This window comes from Mesorhizobium robiniae, from assembly GCF_040545535.1.
Lineage (GTDB): Bacteria > Pseudomonadota > Alphaproteobacteria > Rhizobiales > Rhizobiaceae > Mesorhizobium > Mesorhizobium robiniae.
In genome coordinates, this window is record NZ_JBEPMC010000001.1 from 720,763 (window position 1) to 743,718 (window position 22,956).

Annotated in this window: 23 protein-coding genes; 8 read left to right on the top strand and 15 right to left on the bottom strand. The window is 63.7% G+C overall.

Annotated features, from left to right (window positions below; all coding sequences use genetic code 11):
* The first annotated feature begins 12 nt into the window (after nt 1-12).
* The 5 genes from ABID19_RS03580 to purU all read left to right on the top strand — a co-directional run bounded on the left by ABID19_RS03580 (nt 13) and on the right by purU (nt 4,519).
* The gene (locus tag ABID19_RS03580) at nt 13-1,194 is read left to right on the top strand and encodes an aldose 1-epimerase family protein (protein WP_354488025.1); all 1,182 of its coding nucleotides are present in this window, start codon (nt 13-15) and stop codon (nt 1,192-1,194) included.
* An 84-nt stretch (nt 1,195-1,278) separates the two neighbouring features.
* Nucleotides 1,279-2,367, top strand: a complete 1,089-nt coding sequence (locus ABID19_RS03585) for a fatty acid desaturase family protein (RefSeq protein WP_354488026.1) — start codon at nt 1,279-1,281, stop codon at nt 2,365-2,367.
* A gap of 44 nt (nt 2,368-2,411) precedes the next feature.
* Nucleotides 2,412-2,723 carry a MocE family 2Fe-2S type ferredoxin gene (locus ABID19_RS03590; RefSeq protein ID WP_354488028.1) on the top strand — a complete coding sequence of 104 codons (312 nt, stop codon included), beginning with the start codon at nt 2,412-2,414 and terminating at the stop codon, nt 2,721-2,723.
* A gap of 117 nt (nt 2,724-2,840) precedes the next feature.
* Entirely contained in the window at nt 2,841-3,641 is an 801-nt protein-coding gene (locus ABID19_RS03595; protein WP_354488029.1) for a 3-methyl-2-oxobutanoate hydroxymethyltransferase, read from the top strand.
* Nucleotides 3,638-4,519, top strand: a complete 882-nt coding sequence (purU, locus tag ABID19_RS03600) for a formyltetrahydrofolate deformylase (RefSeq protein ID WP_354488030.1) — start codon at nt 3,638-3,640, stop codon at nt 4,517-4,519. Before ABID19_RS03595 ends, purU begins: the two co-directional genes overlap by 4 nt.
* A 17-nt stretch (nt 4,520-4,536) precedes the next feature.
* On the opposite strand, the gene ABID19_RS03605 is transcribed toward purU, so the two are convergent.
* Nucleotides 4,537-6,018, bottom strand: a complete 1,482-nt coding sequence (locus ABID19_RS03605) for an HAL/PAL/TAL family ammonia-lyase (RefSeq protein WP_354488031.1) — start codon at nt 6,016-6,018, stop codon at nt 4,537-4,539.
* Nucleotides 6,015-7,016 (bottom strand): ornithine cyclodeaminase family protein, encoded by a 1,002-nt coding sequence (locus ABID19_RS03610; protein ID WP_354488033.1) that lies wholly within the window; start codon nt 7,014-7,016, stop codon nt 6,015-6,017. The genes ABID19_RS03605 and ABID19_RS03610 overlap by 4 nt, the downstream gene beginning before the upstream one ends.
* Nucleotides 7,017-7,234: 218 nt before the next feature.
* On the opposite strand from ABID19_RS03610, the gene ABID19_RS03615 reads away from it, so the two are divergent.
* Nucleotides 7,235-8,668, top strand: a complete 1,434-nt coding sequence (locus tag ABID19_RS03615) for a DHA2 family efflux MFS transporter permease subunit (protein WP_354488034.1) — start codon at nt 7,235-7,237, stop codon at nt 8,666-8,668.
* 157 nt (nt 8,669-8,825) lie between these two features.
* Here ABID19_RS03615 and ABID19_RS03620 read toward each other — a convergent pair whose 3' ends face one another.
* The 12 genes from ABID19_RS03620 to ABID19_RS03675 form a co-directional block, all read right to left on the bottom strand.
* Complete coding sequence (locus tag ABID19_RS03620; RefSeq protein ID WP_354488296.1) at nt 8,826-9,713, bottom strand: amidohydrolase family protein; 888 nt, start codon at nt 9,711-9,713, stop codon at nt 8,826-8,828.
* Nucleotides 9,713-10,789, bottom strand: coding sequence for a vWA domain-containing protein (locus ABID19_RS03625; RefSeq protein WP_354488298.1), 1,077 nt, complete (start codon nt 10,787-10,789; stop codon nt 9,713-9,715). The genes ABID19_RS03620 and ABID19_RS03625 overlap by 1 nt, the downstream gene beginning before the upstream one ends.
* A 53-nt stretch (nt 10,790-10,842) precedes the next feature.
* On the bottom strand, nt 10,843-11,724 hold the full coding sequence (locus tag ABID19_RS03630) for an AAA family ATPase (protein ID WP_354488035.1): 882 nt from the start codon (nt 11,722-11,724) through the stop codon (nt 10,843-10,845).
* A gap of 9 nt (nt 11,725-11,733) precedes the next feature.
* A complete protein-coding gene (locus ABID19_RS03635; RefSeq protein WP_354488036.1) occupies nt 11,734-12,744 on the bottom strand; it encodes a xanthine dehydrogenase family protein molybdopterin-binding subunit in 1,011 nt (336 codons plus the stop codon).
* A gap of 1 nt (nt 12,745) precedes the next feature.
* Entirely contained in the window at nt 12,746-14,113 is a 1,368-nt protein-coding gene (locus ABID19_RS03640) for a xanthine dehydrogenase family protein molybdopterin-binding subunit (protein ID WP_354488037.1), read from the bottom strand.
* Nucleotides 14,114-14,127: 14 nt separating this feature from the next.
* Nucleotides 14,128-14,610 carry a (2Fe-2S)-binding protein gene (locus ABID19_RS03645; protein WP_354488038.1) on the bottom strand — a complete coding sequence of 161 codons (483 nt, stop codon included), beginning with the start codon at nt 14,608-14,610 and terminating at the stop codon, nt 14,128-14,130.
* Between the two features lie 50 nt (nt 14,611-14,660).
* Nucleotides 14,661-15,452, bottom strand: a complete 792-nt coding sequence (locus ABID19_RS03650; protein WP_354488039.1) for an FAD binding domain-containing protein — start codon at nt 15,450-15,452, stop codon at nt 14,661-14,663.
* A gap of 16 nt (nt 15,453-15,468) precedes the next feature.
* The gene (locus tag ABID19_RS03655) at nt 15,469-15,912 is read right to left on the bottom strand and encodes an SRPBCC family protein (protein ID WP_354488040.1); all 444 of its coding nucleotides are present in this window, start codon (nt 15,910-15,912) and stop codon (nt 15,469-15,471) included.
* 135 nt (nt 15,913-16,047) lie between these two features.
* Nucleotides 16,048-16,875, bottom strand: coding sequence for an AraC family transcriptional regulator (locus ABID19_RS03660; RefSeq protein ID WP_354488041.1), 828 nt, complete (start codon nt 16,873-16,875; stop codon nt 16,048-16,050).
* 173 nt (nt 16,876-17,048) lie between these two features.
* Nucleotides 17,049-17,816, bottom strand: a complete 768-nt coding sequence (locus ABID19_RS03665; RefSeq protein WP_354488043.1) for an SDR family oxidoreductase — start codon at nt 17,814-17,816, stop codon at nt 17,049-17,051.
* Between the two features lie 32 nt (nt 17,817-17,848).
* Nucleotides 17,849-18,847, bottom strand: a complete 999-nt coding sequence (locus ABID19_RS03670) for an ABC transporter permease (protein WP_126105818.1) — start codon at nt 18,845-18,847, stop codon at nt 17,849-17,851.
* A gap of 36 nt (nt 18,848-18,883) precedes the next feature.
* Nucleotides 18,884-19,624 carry an ATP-binding cassette domain-containing protein gene (locus ABID19_RS03675; protein WP_352687474.1) on the bottom strand — a complete coding sequence of 247 codons (741 nt, stop codon included), beginning with the start codon at nt 19,622-19,624 and terminating at the stop codon, nt 18,884-18,886.
* 431 nt (nt 19,625-20,055) lie between these two features.
* Between ABID19_RS03675 and ABID19_RS03680 the strand changes: the two genes are divergently transcribed.
* Together ABID19_RS03680 and ABID19_RS03685 are read left to right on the top strand one after the other, a co-directional pair.
* Nucleotides 20,056-21,045, top strand: coding sequence for a sugar-binding protein (locus ABID19_RS03680; RefSeq protein ID WP_292218363.1), 990 nt, complete (start codon nt 20,056-20,058; stop codon nt 21,043-21,045).
* Between the two features lie 135 nt (nt 21,046-21,180).
* Nucleotides 21,181-21,978, top strand: a complete 798-nt coding sequence (locus ABID19_RS03685; RefSeq protein WP_354488044.1) for a FadR/GntR family transcriptional regulator — start codon at nt 21,181-21,183, stop codon at nt 21,976-21,978.
* An 8-nt stretch (nt 21,979-21,986) separates the two neighbouring features.
* On the opposite strand, the gene ABID19_RS03690 is transcribed toward ABID19_RS03685, so the two are convergent.
* Nucleotides 21,987-22,925 (bottom strand): NAD(P)-dependent oxidoreductase, encoded by a 939-nt coding sequence (locus ABID19_RS03690; protein WP_354488045.1) that lies wholly within the window; start codon nt 22,923-22,925, stop codon nt 21,987-21,989.
* Between the last annotated feature and the right edge of the window lie 31 nt (nt 22,926-22,956).

Genomic DNA, 22,956 nt, shown 5'->3' on the forward strand with positions numbered 1-22,956 from the left:
ACTGGCCGTCACATGGTAGAGCTTTACGGCAAGACGCTTTCGCGCCGGCAGGTCTCGGAGCGCTCCGGCATGCTGTCGCAATTCGCCGGCGTGCGGCTGATGACGCTTGGCGACGGCGTCGAGCGCGGCATCCGCATGCTCGAATTCCGCACCGGCTCAGGCCTGCGCTTCACCGCGCTCGTCGACCGGGCACTCGATATTGCCGACTGCGACTTCAAGGGGCAGGCGATCGGCTGGCATTCGCCGAGTGGCTTCCGCCATCCCGGCCTGCACGAGTATGAAGGCGAGGAGGGGCTGGCCTGGGCGCGGTCATTTTCCGGACTGCTGCTGACCTGTGGCCTCGACCATATCCTGTTCATGGATGAAGTGCCGGCCGACAGCTACAATTATCCGGCGAAGAAGACGGTGCGCCATTCGCTGCATGGCCGCGTCAGCACCATCCCGGCGCGGCTGACCGGCCACGGCGAGGCGTGGGACGGCGACCGCTGCGTGCTGTGGGCCGAGGCGATCGTCCAGCAGTCGACGGTGTTCGGCGAGGATCTGCATCTGTTGCGGCGGATCGAGGCCGATGTCGGCGGCAACGAGATCCGGCTTTCGGATCGGGTCGTCAATCACGGCTTCAACTGCACGCCGCATATGTATTTCTACCACATCAATGTCAGCCACCCGGTACTCGACGAGGGCTCGCGCTATCTGGCGCCGATCCGCGATGTGGTATGGGCCGGACATGCCGGCGAGCGCTACGAGGCGCAGAAGGTTGGTTACCGCACCGTGCCGGCGCCGCAACTGGGTTTCAGGGAGCAGGTCTGGCAGCACGAACTCGGCGCCGACGCCCAGGGCGAGGTGCCGGTGGCGGTGGTCAACGACCGTCTTGGCCTTGGTCTCGAAGTCGTCACTCGCAAGGACCAGTTGCCTTGTGCCTATGAGTGGCAGAATTTCCAGGCCGGACACTATGCGCTGGGCATCGAGCCGTCGACGCATCACGTGCTAGGCAATCTGGCCGCGCGCGAACGCGGCGAGATGATCTGGCTGGAGCATGGCGAAAGCCGCTCCTACAATGCGGTGTTGCGGGTTCTCGACGGCGCCGGCGATATCGCTGCCGCTGAAAGCCGGATCGCTGACATCGCTACGCAGCCGCAGCAGGATTATCCGACGCCGTCAGGCAATTTTCCGGTTCTCGGAGGCAGGTCGTGATGAGGTCGATGCGAGGCACCAGTTGGGAGCTTGGATCCGGCCGGAGCGGGGAGGGCTCGCGGCCCACGGGATTTGGAGGTCACAATGGCTGACAAGATGAAGCGCGACTACAGCCTGGTCGGCGAGAGCACACGCAGGGCAATCGAAACCGGATTGGCCTCGGCCGAATGGTACCACACCGACGTCCCCCGCAAGGTGATGAAGGAATTGATGCAGCGCTCCGACGGCCCGGCGATCCGCGATACGATCATCTGGATCGTCGCGATCCTGGGTTCCGCTGCCGGTGGGGTTTACTTCTGGGGCACCTGGTGGTGCGTGCCGTTCTTCTTCGTCTATGGCGTGCTCTACGGCTCCTCCAGCGACTCGCGCTGGCACGAATGCGGCCATGGCACCGCCTTCCGCACGCGCTGGATGAACGACGTGGTCTACCAGATCGCCAGCTTCATGCTGATGCGCAATCCGGTGACCTGGCGCTGGAGCCATGCCCGCCATCACACCGACACCATCATCGTCGGCCGCGATGCCGAGATCGCCGTGATGCGCCCGCCGGATCTTTTGCGCGCAGCGCTCGCTTTCACCGGCATCCTTGATTTTCGCTATTCGCTCCCGGCGCTGGTGCGCCAAGCATTCGGCAAGCTGACGCCCGACGAGAAAAGCTACGTTCCCGAGATGGAACAGCACAGGGCCGTCATCGCCGCGCGCTGGCATGTCGCGATCTACATCGCCACGATCGCGCTCGCGGTTTTCATGCAGTCCTGGATACCGCTGGTGCTCATCGGGGTGCCGCGCCTCTACGGCACCTGGCACATGGTGCTGACTGGCCTGCTGCAGCACATCGGCCTGGCCGACAATGTGATCGACCACCGGCTCAACACCCGCACCGTATACATGAATCCGATCAGCCGCTTCATCTACTGGAACATGAACTACCACGTGGAACATCACATGTTTCCGATGGTGCCCTATCACGCGTTGCCCAGGCTGCATGAATTGATCAAGCACGATTTGCCGGAGCCGAACCCGTCTATCTGGCATGCCTATCGCGAAGTCTGGCCGGTCCTGCTCAGGCAGCTTAAATATGAGGACTATTTCCTCAAACGCGAACTGCCGCCGACGGCGCGGCCCTATCGTGGCGAGTTCCACGAAGTGAATATGTCGGCGGCGGCGGAATAGGCATCGCGCACTGCTGCAATGCAGAAATTTCAGGAGAAATAGAAATGGCCGATTGGGTCGAAGCGTGCGCCGTTGACGATGTCGAAGAAGAGGATGTCATCCGCTTCGACCATAGTGGCCGCACCTTCGCGATCTACCGTTCCCCTGACGACGAATTCTTCGCCACCGACGGATTTTGCACGCATGAGAAGGCCCATCTGGCCGACGGGCTGGTCATGGACGACATCATCGAATGCCCCAAGCACAATGGCCGCTTCAACTACAAGACTGGCCAGGCCAAAGGGGCTCCCGTCTGCGTCAATCTCGTGACCTACCCGGTCAAAGTCGAGGCCGGTAAGGTGATGATCCAGATCTAGGGCATGATCCCGAAAAGTGGGAACCGGTTTTTGCTGCGCTGACCTTCGGTTCGGGAAAGATCATGTAAATTGAAGGCTGACCGGCCTTCCATACACGCAACAAAGGGACCGAAATCGATGAGCCGCAAAAGACCGACGATCGCCGATCTGCGCGCCATGAAGGGCAAGCGGCAACTGACCATGCTGCGCGTGCTGACCATGGACGAGGCAGAGGCCGCCGAAAGAGCCGGAATCGACATCGTCTCGGTGCCGCCGGAGCTGGTGCTCAACCCGCAATATCGCGATGCAGCACCCAGCCTGTTCACCATGCCGGGAGACAATTTCTACGAGATTGGCACTGCCGACGATTTCGTGCGCTGGGCGTTCCGGCTCTACAAGGCGAGTGCCGACGCGGTCTATTGCAGCGCCGGCTTCGCCACGGTCAAACGGATGGCCGATGACAATATACCGGTGATCGGCCATGTCGGACTCATTCCATCCCGCGCGACCTGGACCGGTGGCTTCAAGGCCGTCGGAAAGACTGCCGACAGCGCCATGCAGATCTTCGAGGCGGTCAAGCAGTACGAGGCCGCAGGTGCTGTCGGCGCCGAGATCGAAGTGGTGCCGGTCGAGGTGGCCAAGGCAATCTCGGAACGCACTTCGCTGATCATGCTGTCGATGGGGGCGGGCACCGGCTGCGACGCGCAATATCTATTCGCCGACGACATCCTTGGCCAGAACCGCGGCCATATGCCTCGCCATTCCAAGGTTTATCGCAATTTCGCCGCCGAATACGATCGTCTGCAGGCCGAACGCATCGCTGCTTTTTCCGAATATGTCGCCGACGTGAACAGCCTGGCCTATCCGGAAGATAAGCATGTGGTGCATATGGACCCGGACCAACTCGGTCTGTTCATGAAAAGGGTCGACGGCGCGTGAAACCTGACAGCAATGCTGCAACCGGCGATGTGAAGCCGGTTCATATTCTCAATCTATCGTGTGAGGACCGGCCGGGGGTCGTCGCTGCGGTCACCACGGAGCTTGCCGCGAACGGCGCCAACATCGCCGAAAGCAGCCAGTTTTGGGACCGGCAGAGCAATCGCTTTTTCATGCGGATCGCGTTCACCAGCCCGGCTGGTTCGACGAAGGACGATCTGGAGCGAGCCCTGAAATCGTCCGTCGACCGGTTTGGGATGAAGACCGCTCTGGTCGATCAGGCGCGCCGCCCGAAGATCATCGTCATGGTTTCGAAATTCGACCATGCGCTTCTCCATCTGCTTTACCAGATCAGGGTCGGCTGGCTGAATGCCGAGGTCGCCGCCGTCGTCTCCAACCACGAAGACGCCCGGCGCTTCGCCGAGATGGAAGGCGTTCCCTACCACCATTGGCCGACGACCAGGGAAAACAAGGCCGAACAGGAGCAGAAGCTGCTGGATCTCGTGCAGGAGACGGGCTCCGAGCTTGTCGTCCTGGCGCGCTACATGCAGGTCTTTTCGAAGGGCCTGTCGGACCGGCTTTACGGGCGGGCGATCAACATCCACCATTCCTTCCTGCCGAGTTTCAAGGGCGCAAAGCCCTATCACCAGGCCTTCGACCGTGGCGTCAAGCTGATCGGCGCGACGGCGCATTACGTGACATCGGATCTTGACGAAGGCCCGATCATCGAACAGGAGACCGAACGCGTCACCCATGCGATGAGCGCGGAGGATTTCGTGGCCGTCGGCCGCGACATCGAAAGCCGCGTGCTGGCGCGTGCCGTCAAACTGCATCTCGAGGCTCGCGTCATGCTCAACGGCCACAAGACAATCGTCTTTTGACGAGTGGTCGTTCGGCGCTACGCCTGCCACGATCCGCTAGCGAGCGCTGCGTAAATCGCCTCGGCATCGATGCCCTGTGGCCTGTCCTCCTGGAGCGGCAGGACGAGCGCGCGCACCGCCGCATGAATTGTGGCGGTCGCTGGCGCCAACGTCAGCCCGTCGCGCAGGTCTGCGGCCTGTGCGGCGGCCATCAGCTCGAAGGCGATCAGCCGCTGCCACAGCACGATCATCTCGGCGCATTTCGAAACGGCCAGCGGTGCTTGCGTCGCATGGTCCTCGACGCCTTCGGAGACCGGCAGGAAGTCGAGCATCACTGGGTTGGCCTTATGGCGGATGGCGGCGAGGATCGCGGTCACTGTTTTTTGCAACGGCACGAAGCCGGCCGAAGCGCCGCCGACCGGCGACAGATATTTGGGCAGGCCGTTGCGGCCTGAGCCGGTGAGCTGGATGAAGCGGGCAGCACAGGCGGCCGCACATTGCGCAATGGCAAGCCCAAGCGTCTCGAAGGCCAGCGACAGCGACGGGGTGTGGAAATTGCCGGTCGACAGCACCATGTCGTCGTCGCCCAGCACCAGCGGGTTGTCGGCGGCGGCGTTGAGCTCGATCTCGACGGCTTGCCTGGCCTGATCGATTGCCAGCAGCAGCGCGCCATGGATCGACGGCATGCAGCGGATCGACAGCGGGTCTTGTAAGGTCGCCGGCGCCGGCGCCTTGTCGCGTGCCAGCAGCTCGCGCAAGCCTTTTGCCGCCTGCTGCTGGCCAGCGGCCGGGCGCGCCGCCTGCAAGCGCGGATCGAGGATCGTCTGGTTGGCGCCGATGCCTTCCATGGTCAGCGCGCCCGCTTGCTGTTGTTGTGCGAAGGCGGACAGTGCGTCGGCCACCGCCAGCGCGCCGCTGCCGGCGGACACCGCCGAGGCGCTTATCAGCGACAGCCCGTCCTTGGGCGCGAGGCTGACGGGGGCGAGGCGCGCCATGGCCAGCGCCTTGGCCGCGGGCATGCGCCGGCCCTGAAAGTCGGCTTCGCCGTCACCGATCAGCATGCGGCCGAGCGCTGCCACCAGCACCAGGTCGCTGTCGCCGATCGAGCCCAACGACGGCATTACGGGATGCACGCCGGCATTGAGCGCGTCGATGAGTGCGACGAAAACCGGCGATGAAATGCCCGAACCGCCGGCCGAAAACATCGCCGCGCGGGCAAGCATCGTCGCGCGCACCATGTCTTGCGGCAGCGCGTCACCCACCGCACCACCACGCCCTTCCAGCAATTGGCGCTGGAAGGCGCTGGCGTCGCCGCCGATTGACACGCCGAGGTTAGCGCCGAGACCGGTGTTGAGCCCATAGATCGGCTGGCCCGAAGCGGCGACGCGATCGAGCACTTTTCGCGCTCTGTCCAGCTTCTCCATGACCGCGGGCGCCACCTCGACCTTGCGTCCGTCACGGGCAACCGCCGCGACGTCCTCGATGCGGATGCCGGCTCCGGTGAGGACGAGCGCACTCATGCAAAACGCAGCCGCTGACCGATGCCTTGCGCCTGCGCCTTGGCCAGCATTGCCTTGCCCAGCGCGATATCGGAGAGCGAAAGGCCGCGATGCCAGAACAGGATCGTCTCGTCGTCGCTCTGGCGGCCCGGCCTGCGGCCGGCGGCGATCTGGCCAAGTTCGGCGTGCAGCGTCTGTTCGCTCAGGCGTCCGGTCTCGACATGGGCGCGCAGCGAGCCGAATTTGCCGCCCTTGCACTGGCCCCAGTCGTCGACGACGATCTTGGCCATAATGTCGGTCAGCGACAGCTCCACCGCGCTCATCGTGCCGTAAGGCATCACCAGCGCGCCGGGCTTGATCCATTCGGTCTTGAGCAGGGGCTGCGGTTCCGGCAGCCGCGAGGCTTCGACGACGATGTCGGCGCCCTCGACGCAAGCGCGCCAGTCAGCGACCGCCGTGACCTTCTTGCCGAGATCGGCGGATAGCTTGGCGGCAAAGCCGTCGCGGCTTTCGGGCCGGCGCGAATGAACGCGGATCTCGTCGAAATCGAAGAGATGGTTGAGCAGGCGCACGTTCCAGTACGCGGTACCGCGCGCGCCGATATGGCCGAGAACCTTGGACGTCTTTTTCGCCAGATGTTTTGCGCCGATGGCGGTGACGGCGCCGGTGCGCATATCGGTGATCACGGTGGCATCGAGGATGGCACGCGGCGTGCCGGTGCGCGGATCGAACAGGTTGAGGATGCCGAATTCCGACGGCAAGCCGTGCAGGTAGTTGTCGACGTAATCGCCGACGATCTTGACGCCGGCCGCATCGAGCGGCGCGACGTAGCCGCGCAGGACGTTGAAATGGCCGTTGAAGGACGGATCCGGCTCGAGATGGACGCGCGGCTCGATCACCGTCTGGCCGTTGCCCTGCGCCACCAGCCCGGCCTCGACCGCTCCGATGATTTCCGCATCGGTCATATCAAGCGCTTCGATATCGAGGGCGTTGAGATAATCGATGTAGATGGGTTTCATGCGCAGATCGGTCCTGATGAAACGAAACGAGCCGTGGGTCGTGAACGCGAGCTCAAGGTCAATTCATTGCATAACAGGCCATCACGCGACACGAAAGTTTGTTGGGCCATGTCTGGACGGCGCCGCCCAAATGCTGTTCAAACCGGTGCGTCATCGGTTAGCCGGACAATTGCCTGGTTCCCAGTGGCGCGGGAAAAAACTCTCGTACAGTTCTGCGCATGACCGCCATTCCCGAAAACGAAGCCTTGCCCGAAAGCGCGACACAGGCGCGGCGCGTGGCGCTGATCGTCGCCGTTGCGTTCTTCATGCAGCTTCTGGATTCGACGATCATCTCGACATCGCTGCCGCAGATGGGAGAATCCTTCGGCGTGCCGGCGGTGGCGATGAGCATCGGCATCACCGTCTATATGCTGACCATGGCGGTGTTCGTGCCGCTGTCAGGCTGGCTTGCCGACCGCTTCGGCGCGCGCAACATCTTCCTCGTAGCGATCGCGCTGTTCACGCTGGCCTCGATCGCCTGCGGCGTCTCGCAGAACCTGACCCAGTTCGTCGCTGCACGTGCCGTGCAGGGCCTGGGCAGTGCGCTGATGACGCCGGTCGGCCGTATCCTGGTGCTGCGCAACGCACCGAAGTCCGAGCTCCTCAACGCCACGGCGCTGATCACCTGGCCGGCGCTGTTCGCGCCGGTGATCGGGCCGGTGCTTGGCGGCTTCATCACCACTTATCTGTCCTGGCACTGGAATTTCTTCATCAACATTCCGCTCGGCGTGGCCGGGCTGGCGCTGGTTGCCCGTTTCATTCCCGGTGACCGCGAGTCCGAGACCAAGCCGCTAGACTGGCCAGGCTTCTTTTTGACCTCAGTCGGGCTTGCTTGCTTGCTTTACGGTCTCGAACGCATCGCGCATGCGGAAGACGGCGCCTTGCCGACCATAGCGCTGCTTGCCGCCGGCATCTTGGTCGGCTGGCTGGCCGTGCGGCATCTCGCACGCGCCAAAAATCCGCTGGTCGATCTCACAGCGTTCAAGGTGCAGACTTTCGCCCTATCGACGCTGTCAGCTGGGACCATTTTCCGGATCGCCATCAACGCCACGCCGTTCCTGCTGCCGCTTTTGTTCCAGGTCGGCTTCGGGCTGACCCCGGTCGATGCCGGTATGATGATCCTGGCCTATTTCCTCGGCAATCTCGGTATGAAGGCGGTGACGACGCCGACGCTGAAGCGCTTCGGCTTCCGTTCTGTGCTGGTCGTCAACGGCGTGATCGCCTCTTTGTCGATCATGGCCTGCGCGGCGATCTCGCCGCAGACGCCGCAAGCGCTGGTGGTAGCGCTGATGCTGATCGCCGGGCTGTCGCGTTCGATGCAGTTCACTGCGCTCAACACGCTGGCCTTCGCCGACGTCACCTCGTCGCAGCGCAGTTCGGCGGCGACGCTGTCCAGCATGCTGCAGCAGGTGGCGATGCTGTTCGGCGTGGCGGTCGCGGCGGCGCTGCTCAACCTGTCGCAGATCGCGAGAAGCGGGCCCATACTCGACCTCGTCGATTTCCGCCTCGCCTTCCTGGCGATCGGCGCTATCGGGCTCGCAGCCTCGTTCCGCTTCCTGACGCTGCCGGCCACCGCGGGCGCCGAGGTTTCGGGCCATCTTCCGCGGAATTGAAATCGGCGGCAGCCGAAGGCACTAATTTCGCCTAGGGGCTGTCCTGAGTAGGCGGAAGTGACAAAGGAAAAAATTATTTGCGCGGCCGTGCATTAGCGACGTCTGTTCGTACGGAGAATCAAACGTTTGACGTGAGGGAGTAAAGGGAAACGCCGCGCTACACCGGCCGATATACCTTCTCCGCCGTGTTCCAGAAGATATCCGACTCTGCCGCCGCACCATGCTTGCCCACCGCCTCGCGGTGAGCCTTGATCAGTTCGGCGTGGCTGGTCCAAAGTTTCTCGATCGGGAAGTTCGAGCCGAACATCAGATGATCGCTGCCGAGGATGTCGATCGCGTTGTCGACGATGTAGGCGATCAGCGCCGGGTCGTTGCGGTGGACGAAGGTGCCGAGGCCGGAGAGCTTGGCGTAGAGGTTGGGTGCCTCCGACAGCGTGCGCAGCCCGGCCTTCCACGCCTCGGTGGTCTCCAGCTCCATGCCGGTCAGCATGCCGGCATGGGTGAGGATGAAATTGGTCTCAGGATTTTCGCCGACAAGCGTCAGCCCGTCCTTCATCTGGGCTGGGAAGAGCTGCAAGTCGAAGGACAGGCCGTAGTCCTTCAGCCGCGCCACATTGGCCCGCACCTTCGGGTCGATGACCTGATCGGGGGAGACGGCGAAGCGGAAGGCCGGCGTTTCGTGCCAATGCAGTTGCATGCGCACGCCGCGCAGCAGCGGATATCTTTTCAAGCGATCGATCTGGGGCCTGATGTCGTCCACCGTCATGTCGGCATAGCCGACGATGGCATGCGGCCAGCCGGTTTCGTTAGCTGTCTTCTGCAGGAAGGCGACCTCGGTCTCGAAATCCTCTTTGGCCCAGTTGGTCTGGACATAGACAGCCTTCTCGACGCCTGAGCCTTGCTGGTCGGCCAGGAATTCCTCGATCGGATAGTCGCGGCGGATCGGTTCATAGGGTCCGAAGATGCGCGGCACCATCGGTCCGACCAGCCAGGGCTGGTCCTTTTGGCGCCAGATGTGGAAATGCGCGTCGATCGCCTTTTGCATCATGAAACCCTTTTCCAGATTGCCGCGGCCGCCGGGGCAGGGCGGGCGAGCGACAGGATGAAATCGGTAAGGCCCGAGATCGACGAGCCGTCGACCAGATCGTCGAGCATGGGCAGGATGGCGCGAAGGGCGGCCGTCGCCGGCTGGAAACGCGGATCGCCGGCCAGCGGCGTCGCCAGCGAAAGCCGGAAGGCGCGGGCGCTCAGCCGGCGCATCGCCATTTCCAGCTCGGCATGGTCGCCGCGCTCCAGCGCATCGGACAGGATGACGACCGCGGCCCCGCGCGCGAATGCGGAAAAGCGCGGCACCGACAGGAAGGCGAGCAGCGTCGGTCCCATTCGGGTGCCGCCATCCCAGTCGTCGACCAGTGCTGCCACGCGGGCCAGCGCCTGGTCGCGCTCGCGTATGCGCAACGCCCCGGTGATGCGGGTCAGCCGCGTGCCGAAGGTGAAAATCTCAGCTCGGTCTGTGCCTTGCACAGCCGCATGCGCCAGTTTGAGATAGTCCGATGTGTGCAGCTTCATCGAGCCCGACACGTCGATCAGCAACAAAAGCTTGCGCGGCACCGTCTGCCTGCGGCGCAGCAGCGGCGACGGCACGTCGCCGTCGGCGCTGACGATTTCCCGCAGCGACCGGCGCAGATCGAGCTTGCCGCGCGCGTGCGTGCGCACGGTGCGGAAGGAGCGGCGGGCGGGCAGGGCAGCGGCCAGCTTGCGCCGGAAGGTCGACAAGCCGTCGCCGTCGCGCTGGAAGTCACGGGTGCTCAACTGTTCGGCGCTGGATGATAGCTCGCCGCCTTCCTCTCGGCGCGCCACCTCGCTCTCTTCATCGCTGGTGCCGCCGTCGTCCTTGATGCGGGTTTCCTCGTCGGCCTCGCCTTCGACCACTGCCGCGGTGTTGCCGTAGAAATGGCTTTGGAAATGCGCCTCGAATTCATCACGTCGGTCGGGCGGCGGCGCCAGCGTGGCAAGGGCCGCCTCGTGGATATCAGCCATAGAGCGGGGCCCGAGCAGCGTCACCGCCTGCATGAAGCCTGACACCTGCTCCGGCGCTATCGGAAAGCCGTAGCGGCGCAGCAGCCGTCCGAAGCCGAGCAAGGGTGCTGCCGCCCAAGGTAGGGCCGCGGCGCTCACGCCAGTGCCTCCTCGACGATCCGTCCAAGCTCAGGCGCGATGTAGGACAGATCCTCCTCGTCCTTGATCAGCACGCCGATGGCGCGGCGGAAAGCTTCCGGCCACGGGCTGCCGCCCTTTTCGAGAATGGTGGCGGCATTGGCCCATTCGACCGCCTCGGCGATGCCGGGCGGTTTGGCCAGCGGACGCGCGCGGATGTCGCGCACGGCAGAAGCCACGGCACGTGCGGTCGCCTCGGCAACCTCACCGGCGCGCAGCATGATGATCTCGGCCTCGCGCTCGGCGTCGGGGTAGGTGATCCAGTGGTAGACGCAGCGCCGCCGCAGCGCTTCCGCCAGTTCACGCGTGCGGTTCGAGGTCAGTATGACGATCGGCTGCGCCGTCGCGCGGATGGTGCCGCGCTCGGGAATGCTGATCTGGAAATCGGAAAGGAATTCCAGCAGCAGCGCTTCGAACTCATGATCCGAACGGTCGATCTCGTCGACCAGCAGCACGCTCTTTTCTGGCGCCTTCAGCACCTGCAGCAGCGGCCGCGCGATCAGAAAACGGTCGTCATAGATGTCGACCTCATGCTCGCCGGCATGACGGATGGCGAGCAGCTGGCGCTGGTAGTTCCATTCGTAGAGCGCGTGCGCGGCGTCGATGCCCTCATAGCATTGCAGCCGCACCAGATCGCGCCCAAGCACATCGGCTATCGCCTTCGCCGCTTCCGTCTTGCCGACCCCCGGCGCACCTTCGAGCAGCAGCGGCTTGCCCAGCCTGATCGCCAGGAAGATGGCGGTGGCCAGGCTTTCATCGGCCAGATAGCGCGAGGCTGCGAGGCGCGACGCCACCGCCTCCGGCGAGGTCGCGACAGTTTCGGCACTTCTCTTGGGCATTTCCAACACTCAGTTTGGCGCGCCGGCTTGCGCCTTCAGCGCCCGCAGGATGCGCTCCGGCGTGATTGGCAGCGTGTCGATGCGCACGCCGACGGCGTCGAAGACGGCATTGGCGACCGCGGGGATTTGCGGGTTGGCGCACATTTCGCCTGGCCCCTTGGCGCCGTACGGCCCATCGGCCGAAGGCCGTTCCAGCACGATGATCTCGGTTTGCGCGAGATCACCCGGGCCCGGCATAAGATATTGGTTGAAGTCGGTGCCGCCATGATCGCGATTGGGATAATACGGTTCCGTCGTCTCGTAGAGCGCGTGGCTGATGCCCATCCATGAGCCGCCAACCAATTGTTGCTCGACCATTTTCGGGTTGAGCGCGCGGCCGATCTCGAAGACGTTCTTGACGGTCAGCACGGTGACCTCGCCGGTTTCGTCGTCGACCTCGACTTCCGCCACCGTGCAGGCATGCGCATAGCAGGTCGACGGCTTCATCGCGCCGTTTTCTTTCTCCGGGTAGGAGCGGGGGATCAAAAACATGCCGCGGCCGGAAATCGATCGGCCGCGCTTGAAATGCGCCGACAGCGCGACGTCGAAGATCGAGATCGACTTCTGCGGCGCGCCCTTGACTAGGATGTTGCCCTGGCCGTCGGTCTCAAGGTCCGAGGCATTCACTTCCAGCTCCTCGGCCGCCACTTCCAGCATCACCTGGCGGGCTTCCCTGGCCGCCTGGATGACGGCGTTGCCGGCGCGATGCGTGCCGCGCGAGGCGAAGGTGCCCATGCAGTGCGGGCCGGTGTCGGTGTCGGCGGTGTCGACGACGACGCGGTCGGTCGGCACACCGATCGTCTCGGCGCAGATCTGCGCCATGATCTGCTTCATGCCTTGGCCGAGATCGACGCTGGAGAGCGTGACCATGAAGTTGCCGGTCGGCGTCGAATGCACCAGCGCCTGGGTCGGGTCGCCGCCGAGATTCATGCCGGTCGGATAGTTGATTGCGGCAACGCCGCGTCCGCGCCTGATCGCCATCTCAAGCTCCTTTCGCGTAGGAGGACATCGCCATGAACTTTTCCGCCACCGGCCAGTTGGCGGCGCGCGAGGCTTCCTGCATGCACTCGATCAGCGCAGCGCCTTCGGTCGGTTGGCGATGCGCTTTCATGTCGCCATCGCGGTAAGCGTTGATGAAGCGGAATTCGAGCGGGTCCATGCCGATCAGCCGGGCGAGCTTGTCCATCTGCACCTCCAGCGCGAAATCGCCGATGGTGACGCCGAAGCCGCGCATTGCGGAGGAGGGGGTGCGGTTGGTGTAGACGCAGTAGGTGTCGATCCACACATTCGGGACCGTGTAGGGGCCGGGATAGTGGCCGGCGCCCTTCTGCGCGCCATAGGGCGAATGGCGTGAATAGGCGCCGGCATCAGTGTAGCCGGTGACCTTGCGGGCGACGATGCGGCCGTCGTTCATGACGCCGTCCTTGATGACGACCTTTTCCGCTGCGCGCGGCGAGGAGATCTGCATCTCTTCCTCGCGGCTGTAGATGAAGGAGACCGGACGCCCGGTCAGCTTGGCGCCGAGGATGGCGATCGGCTCGACGATGACGTCGACCTTGCCGCCAAAGCCACCGCCGACAGTGCCGCCGACGAAATGCAGCTTGCTGCCGGGCATCTGCAGGATGATTGAGGTGTTGTCGAGGGTGAAGAACATAGCCTGCGTGTTGGTGTAGCAGGTGAAGCGATCATTGCCCTCCGGCGCGACGATGCAGCCTGTCGTCTCGGTCGGCGCATGCTCGATCGGCGAGGACTGGTAGGTCTGTTCCAGGATATGATCGGCGCCGGCGAAGCCGGCCTCGACATCGCCGAAGCGCACCTTGCGGCATTCGCCGCTGTCGTAGAGGTAATAATTCTGGCCGTGATATTCGTTGACTATTGGCGCGCCGGGCTTCAGCGCTTCCTCCATGTCGAAGACGGCCGGCAGCACCTCATAATCGACCTTGACCTTGGCGGCGGCTTCCTGGGCGGCACGCTCGGTCTCAGCCAGCACCGCCACCACCGCCTCGCCCTTCCAGCGCACCTTGCCGTCGGCCAGCACCGTCTCGTCCTCCGGCCCGATCTGGATCAGGATCAGGATGGTGTAGACATTGTGCGGCACATCCTTGGCGGTCAGGATTTTCACCACGCCCGGGTGCTTCTTGGCCTCAGATATGTCGATGCTGCGGATGCGGGCGTGATGGTGCGGGCTGCGCACCATCTTCAGATGCAGCATGCCGGGAAAGTTGCGGTCGGCGAAATAGGCGGTCTTGCCAGTGACATGGCCGGGTGAGTCCGAACGCGGACGGGGTTGGCCGATCTCGTGCAGATCGTCCTTGCGCTGGTCGGCGAAATAGCTCTTGCGGAGTTCCATCTTTTTGACTCCCCTCAAGCCGCGTTCTGCGAATTGGATCGCGCGGCGGTCAGCACCGCCTGGATGATCGGCTCGTAACCGGTGCAGCGGCAGATATTTCCCGACAGCGCCTCGACTACATCCTCGCGGCTGGGGTTCGGCGTGTGGTCGAGCAGCACCTTGGCGGCCATGATCATGCCCGGTGTGCAGAAGCCGCATTGGGTGGCGAAGGCGTCGAGGAAGGCGCGCTGCAACGGATGCAGCACGCCACCTTCCGAGAGACCCGATGTCGTGGTGATGGCTGCGCCGCTGCAGGTTTCGGCCAGCGTCAGGCAGGAGAGCCTGAGTTCACCGTCGATGATAACCGAGCAGGCGCCGCAGGTGCCCTGGTGACAGCCGCCTTTCGGCGAGGTGTCGCCGATCTTGTCGCGCAGTGCGTTGAGCAGCGTCGTGCCGCTGTCGATGAATTCGGCCTTCTCCGCGCCGTTGAGCGTGAACTGAACCGGGACCTTTGCCATGTTTTCCTCCTTGCGCGCAGCCAAGCAAGCGCGCTCCCCCGATGGGTATTTCAGGCGAGCAAAAGCCGGCCGAGATGGACCGGCAGGACTTCATTGCGATACCAGGCACTGGCGATCGGATCGGTGACGGGCGAGGTGCCGTCGGCGGCCGCAGCAAGCGCCGGCGCGATGCCGTCCCTTGTGAGTTTCCTGCCGAGCAGCGCCTTTTCTGCCGCCTTGGCACGCATCGGACGGTCGGCCATGCAGCCAAGGGCGATCCGCGCCGAGGACACGGTGCCGTCCGGCGCCTGCTCCAGCACGGCCGCGATGCTCAGCACCGAAACGCCCTTCGGCTTGACCCGCGACACTTTCAGGAAGCGAAAGCCTTCCGTTGGAAGCGTAAATCCAACTGCCGTGACGATGGCGTGGTTGCTTTCACGCTTTGCCAGGAAGGTTTCGATCGGCATCTCGCCGTTATCGGTGCTGACAATTGCATCCACCGCCAGCAGAGCGACGGTGAAATCGCCATAGGGTGCCGGGGCGAAGAGATTGCCGCCGACAGTCGCCATGTTTCGAATCGCCGGGCCGCCGACGGCGCGCGCCGCGCTGCTAAGCGCAGCGAGATCCGGATGACGGGCGATCGCCGCCATGGTCACCGAAGCGCCGATGCGGACCTCGGTGCCGGAAACGGTGATGGCCGACAGCGAAGGCTCGGTCGACCTGATGAGGCCGGAGACTGAAACATCGCCTTCATTGGCGGCGCGCACGACCAGGGTGCCGCCGCCGAGATAACGGGTGCCGGCGGATTTCAGCGCCGCATTCGCGTCCTTCACCGTCGAAAAAGTCTGCAGTGCAAGCGCCATGGTACGCTCCCTTGGCTCAGCTTTGGCCAGCGAAATGGCTTTTCAAAGCGTTGAAACCGCCCTGGAAGACGTTGGCGCCCATTCCCTCGGCCAATTTGTCGGCCTCCTCCGGAGCGGCGTCGAAGCTGGCGGTCCATTCGGCATAGGTGCGGTCGCCATCGGTCACCCGGCGCAACTGCAGCGTCGCCTTGTGGTTGGTCAGCGGCTGCGGCGTCTCCAGGATGGAGTAGCTGACGAGGAAATCGTCGTCGGAGAAGTCGAGCAGCTTTTCGCGGATGCGGGCGCCGCTGGCGAGTTCGAAATTGCGCACGCAGCCGATCGTGCCGGCGTCCTTGCCGTCCTCGATATGACTTTCGACCATGCGCGGATGCCAGCTCGGCAGTCCGTTGAAGTCGCGAATGCGCGCCCAGACCTTTTCGACCGGTGCGTCGATGACGCTGGAGATGGTGACTTTCGCCATATGATCGTTCCCTTGCGAATATCTATGTCGCGAGGGTAGGGCGGCGAGCCCGGCGGCGCTTATCAATGCGTCTTGAACGCCTATCAAATAGTCTGAAAAACGCCCCGCCGAGCGGCTCGGGCAGTCTGAAATGGTTCAGGAAATGGCCCGCGCCGCCTCGCGATAGAGTGTCGGCGGAACGCCGACATGGTCGCGGAAGAAGCGCGAGAAATTGCCCTGCGTGGTGAAGCCTAGATTGCAGGCGACAGAGATCAGCGGCTCCTGCGACCATTGCAACTGCCGCACCGCTTCCTCCATGCGCAGCGTGTTCCAATAGACGTTGGGGGTCAGATTGGTCTGCTCCTTGAACAGCGCGAAGAAATGCGGCCGCGACAGGCCGACGCTGCGCGCAACGTCGTCGAAGCAGATGCGCTCGCAGACATTTGCCTTCATCAGCTGGATCGCCTTGCGGACGCGGAAATCTTGCATGGTATGGACGCGGGCGCGCGTCACCGGCGGGGCCGAGGCGTCGGCAGCGTCGAGCACGCTGTCGATAAAACGCTCGATCTCGTAATTGGCGATGTCGTCGATGCTCTCATTGTCGCTGAGATGGTCGAGAAGGTTGGCCGCCGCCTTGTACAGCCATGGCTCCAGCACGATCGCCGGCGTCGAGAACAGTGGCGCAGCGGGCGGCAGATCGCGGCGCCGTCGCGCCCAATCCGGATCGATGTAGAAGGCGAGGAACAGACCGGGCCGGCCGTCGCGGGACAAAGCGTGGCTGTGCGGCTGAAAGGAATTGATGCCGGCGGCGGTGCCGGGTCCAAGCCGCACCGTCTCGCGGCCGATGGTCATCTCGCCGGCCGTGCCTTCCAGCCAGATGATGATATGCGCCTCGACATGGGCATGGGTGACGAAGTTGCTGGCGACGTTCAGGACAGAAACATGTCCGAACCGGCCCCAGTAGAGCCTGATCGCTTCCGTCATGGGTATATCCTCCCGCAGACGACTGGCCTCCCTTCGCCTGCAATGGAGATAGTGCGGCGGGCTTCATGTCCGCGTCAAGGCACATGCGCACGCCTGGCGCCCGCCATGGGCCGCGCCGGCCGATTTTCAGACTGAGCGATAGGAAGAAGGTGAATGTTTCCAGGCTGGTATGGCTACACTGACGCGGTCAGGCCGCCGTCGACATAAAGCGTGTGGCCATTGACGAAGGAGGAGGCGTCGGAGGCCAGAAAGACGGCAGCGCCGATCAACTCGTCGACATTGCCCCAGCGCCCGGCCGGCGTGCGCTTTTCCAGCCAGGCGGAGAATTCCGCATTGTCGACCAGCGCCTGGTTCATCTCGGTGCGGAAATAGCCGGGTGCTATCGCATTGATCTGCAGGCCGTGTTTCGCCCAGTCGGCGCACATGCCCCTGGTCAGGTTCCTGATCGCGCCCTTGGTCGCGGTGTAGGGGGCAATGCCGGTTCTGGCGAGCTCGCTCTGCACCGAGCCGATGTTGATGATCTTGCCCTTGCCGCGCGGGATCATGTGCCGGGCCACCGCCTTGCCGGCGTGGAAGGCGCCCGAGACATTCGTCCTGAATAGGCGCTCCCACTGATCCTCGGGAAAATCCTCGAGCGGGGCGCGGAACTGCACGCCGGCATTGTTGACGAGAATGTCGATGGTGCCGATCTCAGCCTCGATCCGGGCAATATCCTCATCGACCGAACGAAAATCGGTCAAGTCGAAGATCGAGGCATGCGCCTTGAAGCCGGTGTCGCGCAGCTTTGCCACGGCGTCAGCGACCTTGCCCGGATCGCGGCCGTTCAGCACCACGCTCGCGCCATGTTCGGCAAAGCCGCGCGCCAGGGCAAAGCCGATGCCCTGGCCGGAACCGGTGATCAGCACCAGCCGCCCGTCGAGGCTGAACAACGATTTCGTCACCGGGTCGCCTCCTTCGGTTCCGGGATCCGGTCCTATTCGTTGCGCCTGAAATTGCGTAGCCGGTCGAACAGGACCGCCATCAGAATAGCGCCGCCAATAAAGGTACCTTGCCAGAACGCATTGATGCCGAGCAGGCCGAGACTGTTGCGGATCACCTCGATCAGCGCTGCGCCGACGACGGCGCCAAAGGCCGTACCCATGCCGCCCGCCAAATTGGCGCCGCCGATGACCGTGGCGGCGATAACCTGAAGCTCCATGCCGTTGCCGAGATTGGTGGTGACGGCGCCCAGCCAGCCGGTCTGAATGATGCCGGCAACGCCCGCTGCCAGCGCCGAGATCATGTAGACCGCGACCTTGATCTGGCGCACCGGAACGCCGGTCAGCGTCGCCGCATGCTCGTTGCCGCCTATGGCGAAGATGTGCCGGCCGAATTTCGTCCAGCGCAGGACGAAGCCGGTGATCAGCGCCAGCAAGATGGTGTAGAGCACCGGATTGGCGATGCCGAACACCCAGGCGCCGCCGCCCAGCGCCAAAAGCTTGTCGTGATCGGGCCCGAACTGGAAGACGACGGTATTGTTGGAGGCGACCATGGCCAGGCTGCGGGCGATTGACAGCATTCCGAGCGTCACCACGAAGGGCGGAAAACCGAGATAGGCGATCAGGATGCCGTTGAAGGCGCCGATGATCAGCGCTGTCGCGATCGCAGCGGCGATGCCGACCTCGATGCCGTAGCCGGCATGCATGGTGACGGCCAGCACCATCGAGCATAGGCAAAGCACCGAGCCGACCGACAGGTCGATGCCGCCGGTGATGATGACGAACGTCATGCCGAGCGCCACAATGGCGACGAAGGTGACGTTGCGGGTGATGTTGTAGAGGTTCTTGGTCGTGGCGAAGGAATCCGTGGCCACGGACAGGAACAGACAGGCGAGGATGACCGCGATCACCACCCAGAAGGTCTGGCTGGCAAACACCCTGCTCAGCAAAGTGTGCTGTTTCTGCGCGATCGTCTGGTCAAGAGTTACTGCCATCGTCGACCTTTGCTTGCGTGTTGGAGCCCGCTGACATCAAACCTGTTCGATGGCGCCGGTAATGAGCCCGGTGACTTCCTCGGGCGAACTCGACGCGATCGTCTTGTCGGCGACCTTGCGGCCGCGCCGCATGACGATGACGCGATCGGCAACGTCAAAGACGTCTGGCATGCGGTGACTGATCAGCACGACCGCAATGCCCTGGTCGCGCAGATGGCGGATCAGGTTCAGCACCTCGGCGACCTGCCGGACCGAGATCGCAGCCGTCGGCTCGTCCATCAGCACGATCTTGGCTTGCGAAAGCATGGTGCGGGCGATCGCCACCGCTTGCCGCTGGCCGCCCGACATCTGTTTGACCAGGTCGCGCGGGCGGGTCTCGGATTTCAGCTCGGCGAAGATCTGGCCGGCGCGCTTGTACATCGCGGCGTAGTCAAGGATGCGAAACGGGCCGACGCCGCGGCGCAGCTCGCGTCCGAGATAGACGTTGGCGGCGGCCGTCAGATTGTTGCACAGCGCCAGGTCCTGGTGGACGATCTCGATGCCGTGCTGGCGCGCCTCCACCGGCTTGTGCAGGATCAGCTCCTTGCCGTCCATCTGCATCGTGCCGTGGCTCGGGGGGAAATTGCCGGCAATCATCTTGACCAGCGTCGACTTGCCGGCACCGTTGTCGCCCATCAGGCCGACCACCTGTCCGGCCTCGATCGACAGCGAAACGTCGTTGACCGCCTGGATGGCGCCGAAATGTTTCGAGATATTGGTGAGTTCGAGAACCGCCACCAGACTGCTTCCTCCCCGTGCTTTGCGGCCGGCGGTTCTGCCGCGGCCCTCGCTCTTTCCCGGCCCCTCCCGGAAACAGCGCTTTCGCCCATTTACGCACATGCCCCCTTGGCGTCAACAGCGGCTTCTTTCGAAAAATCCGTTTTGTAGGACAAATAGCAATTGACGTTCGCCGCAAGCCGATATTAGCTAAGCGCCGGAGGAGATTGTGCCGATCTCCTGTTCCGGCTCGCCGGGCGGAGTAGGCGGAGGTTTATCGGTCGAGGATCTGGCAGCGCCCGTATCGCGCTGGTCTGCGACCGCATCTGGAAATGCTTATCGGCCCGACTTGGCGACACGAGCGCTCGCGAAACGAACCTCTGTCATCGCTTGATCCGGGCTGGTCTGTGTGGCGGACACGCCGTGTCCGTCTGTTTCAAGGGAGGACTGACATGAGGAAATCACTATTGCTCGCTGCCGTCGCCGTCATGGCGTTGGGTGCCGGGCCGGCTTTGGCCAAGAAACAGCTCGTTATCGTGGTGAAGGGGCTCGACAATCCGTTCTTCGAGGCCATCAACCAGGGTTGCCAGAAATGGAACAAGGAAAATGCCAGCTCGGAGTATGAGTGCTTCTACACCGGCCCGGCATCGACCTCGGACGAGGCCGGCGAAGCCCAGATCGTTCAGGACATGCTGAGCAAGCCCGATACAGTGGCGATGGCCATTTCGCCGTCCAACGCGCCGCTGATCGCGCAGACGATCAAAAGCGCCAATCCGTCGATCCCGATCATGACGCTCGACGCCGACCTCAGCAAGGAAGATGCGGGGCTACGCAAGACCTATCTCGGCACCGACAACTACCTGATGGGATACAAGATCGGCGAGTACATCAAGAAGGGCAAGCCGGACGGCGGCAAGATCTGCACCATCCAAGGCAATCCGGCGGCCGACAACATCCTGCGCCGTGCCCAGGGCATGCGCGACGCGCTCACAGGCCAGAAGGATCTCCCGGCGCTCGCCGGCGAGGGCGGCTGGACCGAGGTTGCCGGCTGCCCGGTGTTCACCAATGACGACGGCGCCAAGGGCGTGCAGGCGATGACCGATATCCTCGCCGCCAATCCCGATCTCGACGCCTTCGGCATCATGGGCGGCTGGCCGCTGTTCGGCGCGCCGCAGCCCTATCGCGACCTGTTCAAGCCGATGGCTGAGAAAATCGCCAAGAACGAGTTCGTCATCGGCGCCGCCGATACGATCGGTGATGAAGTGGCCATTGCCAAGGAGGGTCTGGTGACCGCGCTGGTCGGCCAACGGCCGTTCGAGATGGGCTACAAGGCGCCCTCGGTGATGATCGACCTGGTCGAAGGCAAGCCCGTAGCCGATCCGGTCTTCACCGGTCTCGACGAGTGCACCAAAGATACGGTCGACACCTGCATCCAAAAGTAGGTTCGCAGTTTTCGGGGCGTCCGATCGACGGGCGCCCCGTTACGCCGGTTCATGAAACGTGCGAGGCGACATTTGCCGGGGCGAATCGCTCCTGCTTTGCCGTGCCTTGAGTTCAGCCTGCACCGGGGAACGTGGATGCCGGAAGCAAGACCGAAAAAGCGACTTACCCCGGTCAAGGAACGGGCCAGGATCAAGGCACGGACCGCCCGTCCGGCCGGCGCTCGCCGTGCCGACGCGGCGCTGATCCCCGGATCGAGCGTGCATGCGTCGCTGGCCAACGAGATTGGTCTGCGGATCGTGCGCGGCGACTATCCGCCGGGAACCATCCTGCCCAACGAAGCCAAATGGTCGGAGACCTTCGACGTCAGCCGCTCGGCGGTGCGCGAGGCGATCAAGATGCTGATGGCCAAGAGCCTGCTCGCCTCACGCCCGAAGATCGGCAGCTGGGTCGAGCCGAAGGAGCGCTGGAATCTGCTCGATCGCGACGTGCTCGCCTGGTACGCGACGGCCCCCGATCGCGAAATGTTCCTGCGCACCGTCCAAGAGTTCCGCCACATCATCGAGCCGGAAGCCAGCGCCTTTGCCGCGATCCGGCGTAGCGACGAGCAGATGGCCGAGATCAGCCAGGCCTGCCGGGAGATGGGGGAGGCGGCGACGCTGCCGGAACGCACCCGCGCCGATACCCGTTTTCATCTGGCCATCCTGCGCGCCTCGGGCAACGATCTCCTGGTGCCGCTCGGCGTGCTGATCGAATCGGCGCTCGACCACCTCTTCGTTTTCGTCACGCGCGAAACCAGTGACCAGCCTCGGGCGCAGGCGCTGCATGAGGCCATCGAGAAGAACATCCGCCTCCAGCGGCCGGCCGCAGCCCGCAGCGCAGTGCACAGACTGCTCGCCAACACTGACGACGTTATCGGACGGTCGCGGCGCTAAAGCGGCCCTTAAACCTCTTGCCGCTTGCCGTCCTTGCTCGGTGTCAGATCGACACCGTTGACCTTGCCGATATGCGTCGCCAGCATCGGCACATATTGATCGGCGGGCCCGGTGGCGAAAGCGCCGGCGAAGGCGTTCTTGGTGGCATTGCCGAGCGGGTTGGCGATACCGGCAGCACCCGCCATCGATTCGAGATAGGTGAGGTCCTTGAAGGCATTGGCGATGGTGAATTTGTGCGCGTCGCGGTCGCCTTCAAGCGTCCAGCGCATGAAGGTCTGGTAGAAGCCGCAATCCATGCGGCCGTTACGGATGACGCTGTCGAAGCGCGGCGGCGAGATGCCGACCTTCTGCGCCAGCGCCAGCGCCTCGGAATAGATCGCCGCATAGCCCAGCGAGACGAAATTGTTGAGCAGCTTCATGCGGTGGCCGTCGCCGGTGTCGCCGATATGGACGATGCGCCCGGCCCAGGTGTCGAGCACCGGCTGCAGCCGGGCAAAGACCGCGTCTGATGCCCCGACCATGGCGTCGAGCGTGCCTTCCCAGGCCTCCTTCGGCGTGCGGCTGAGCGGGGCATCGACATAGTCGACGCCGAGTGGCTTGAGTTCGGCTGCAAGCGCCACCGTCGAGGTCGGATCCGAGGTCGAACAATCGACGACAACCGAGCCCTTCTTCAGGCCCTCCTTGAGGCCGCCGGGACCGCGGACGATGGCTTCGACCTCGCGCGAGCCGGTGACGCAGATGAAGACGATATCGGACGCCACTGCCACGTCGCGTGCGGTTGCCGCTTCCTTCGCGCCACGGCCGAGCAGGTCTTCCGCCGGAGCGCGGTTTTTGCGGCCGAGAAATGTCAGGGAATAGCCCTTGTCGACGATGTTCTTGGCGATCCCGTGTCCCATCAGGCCAAGTCCGATGAAGCCGATCTTTTCGCTCGCGGCAGTCGTATTCATATCGTGTCGTCCTGTGTTGCTGGTATCGATG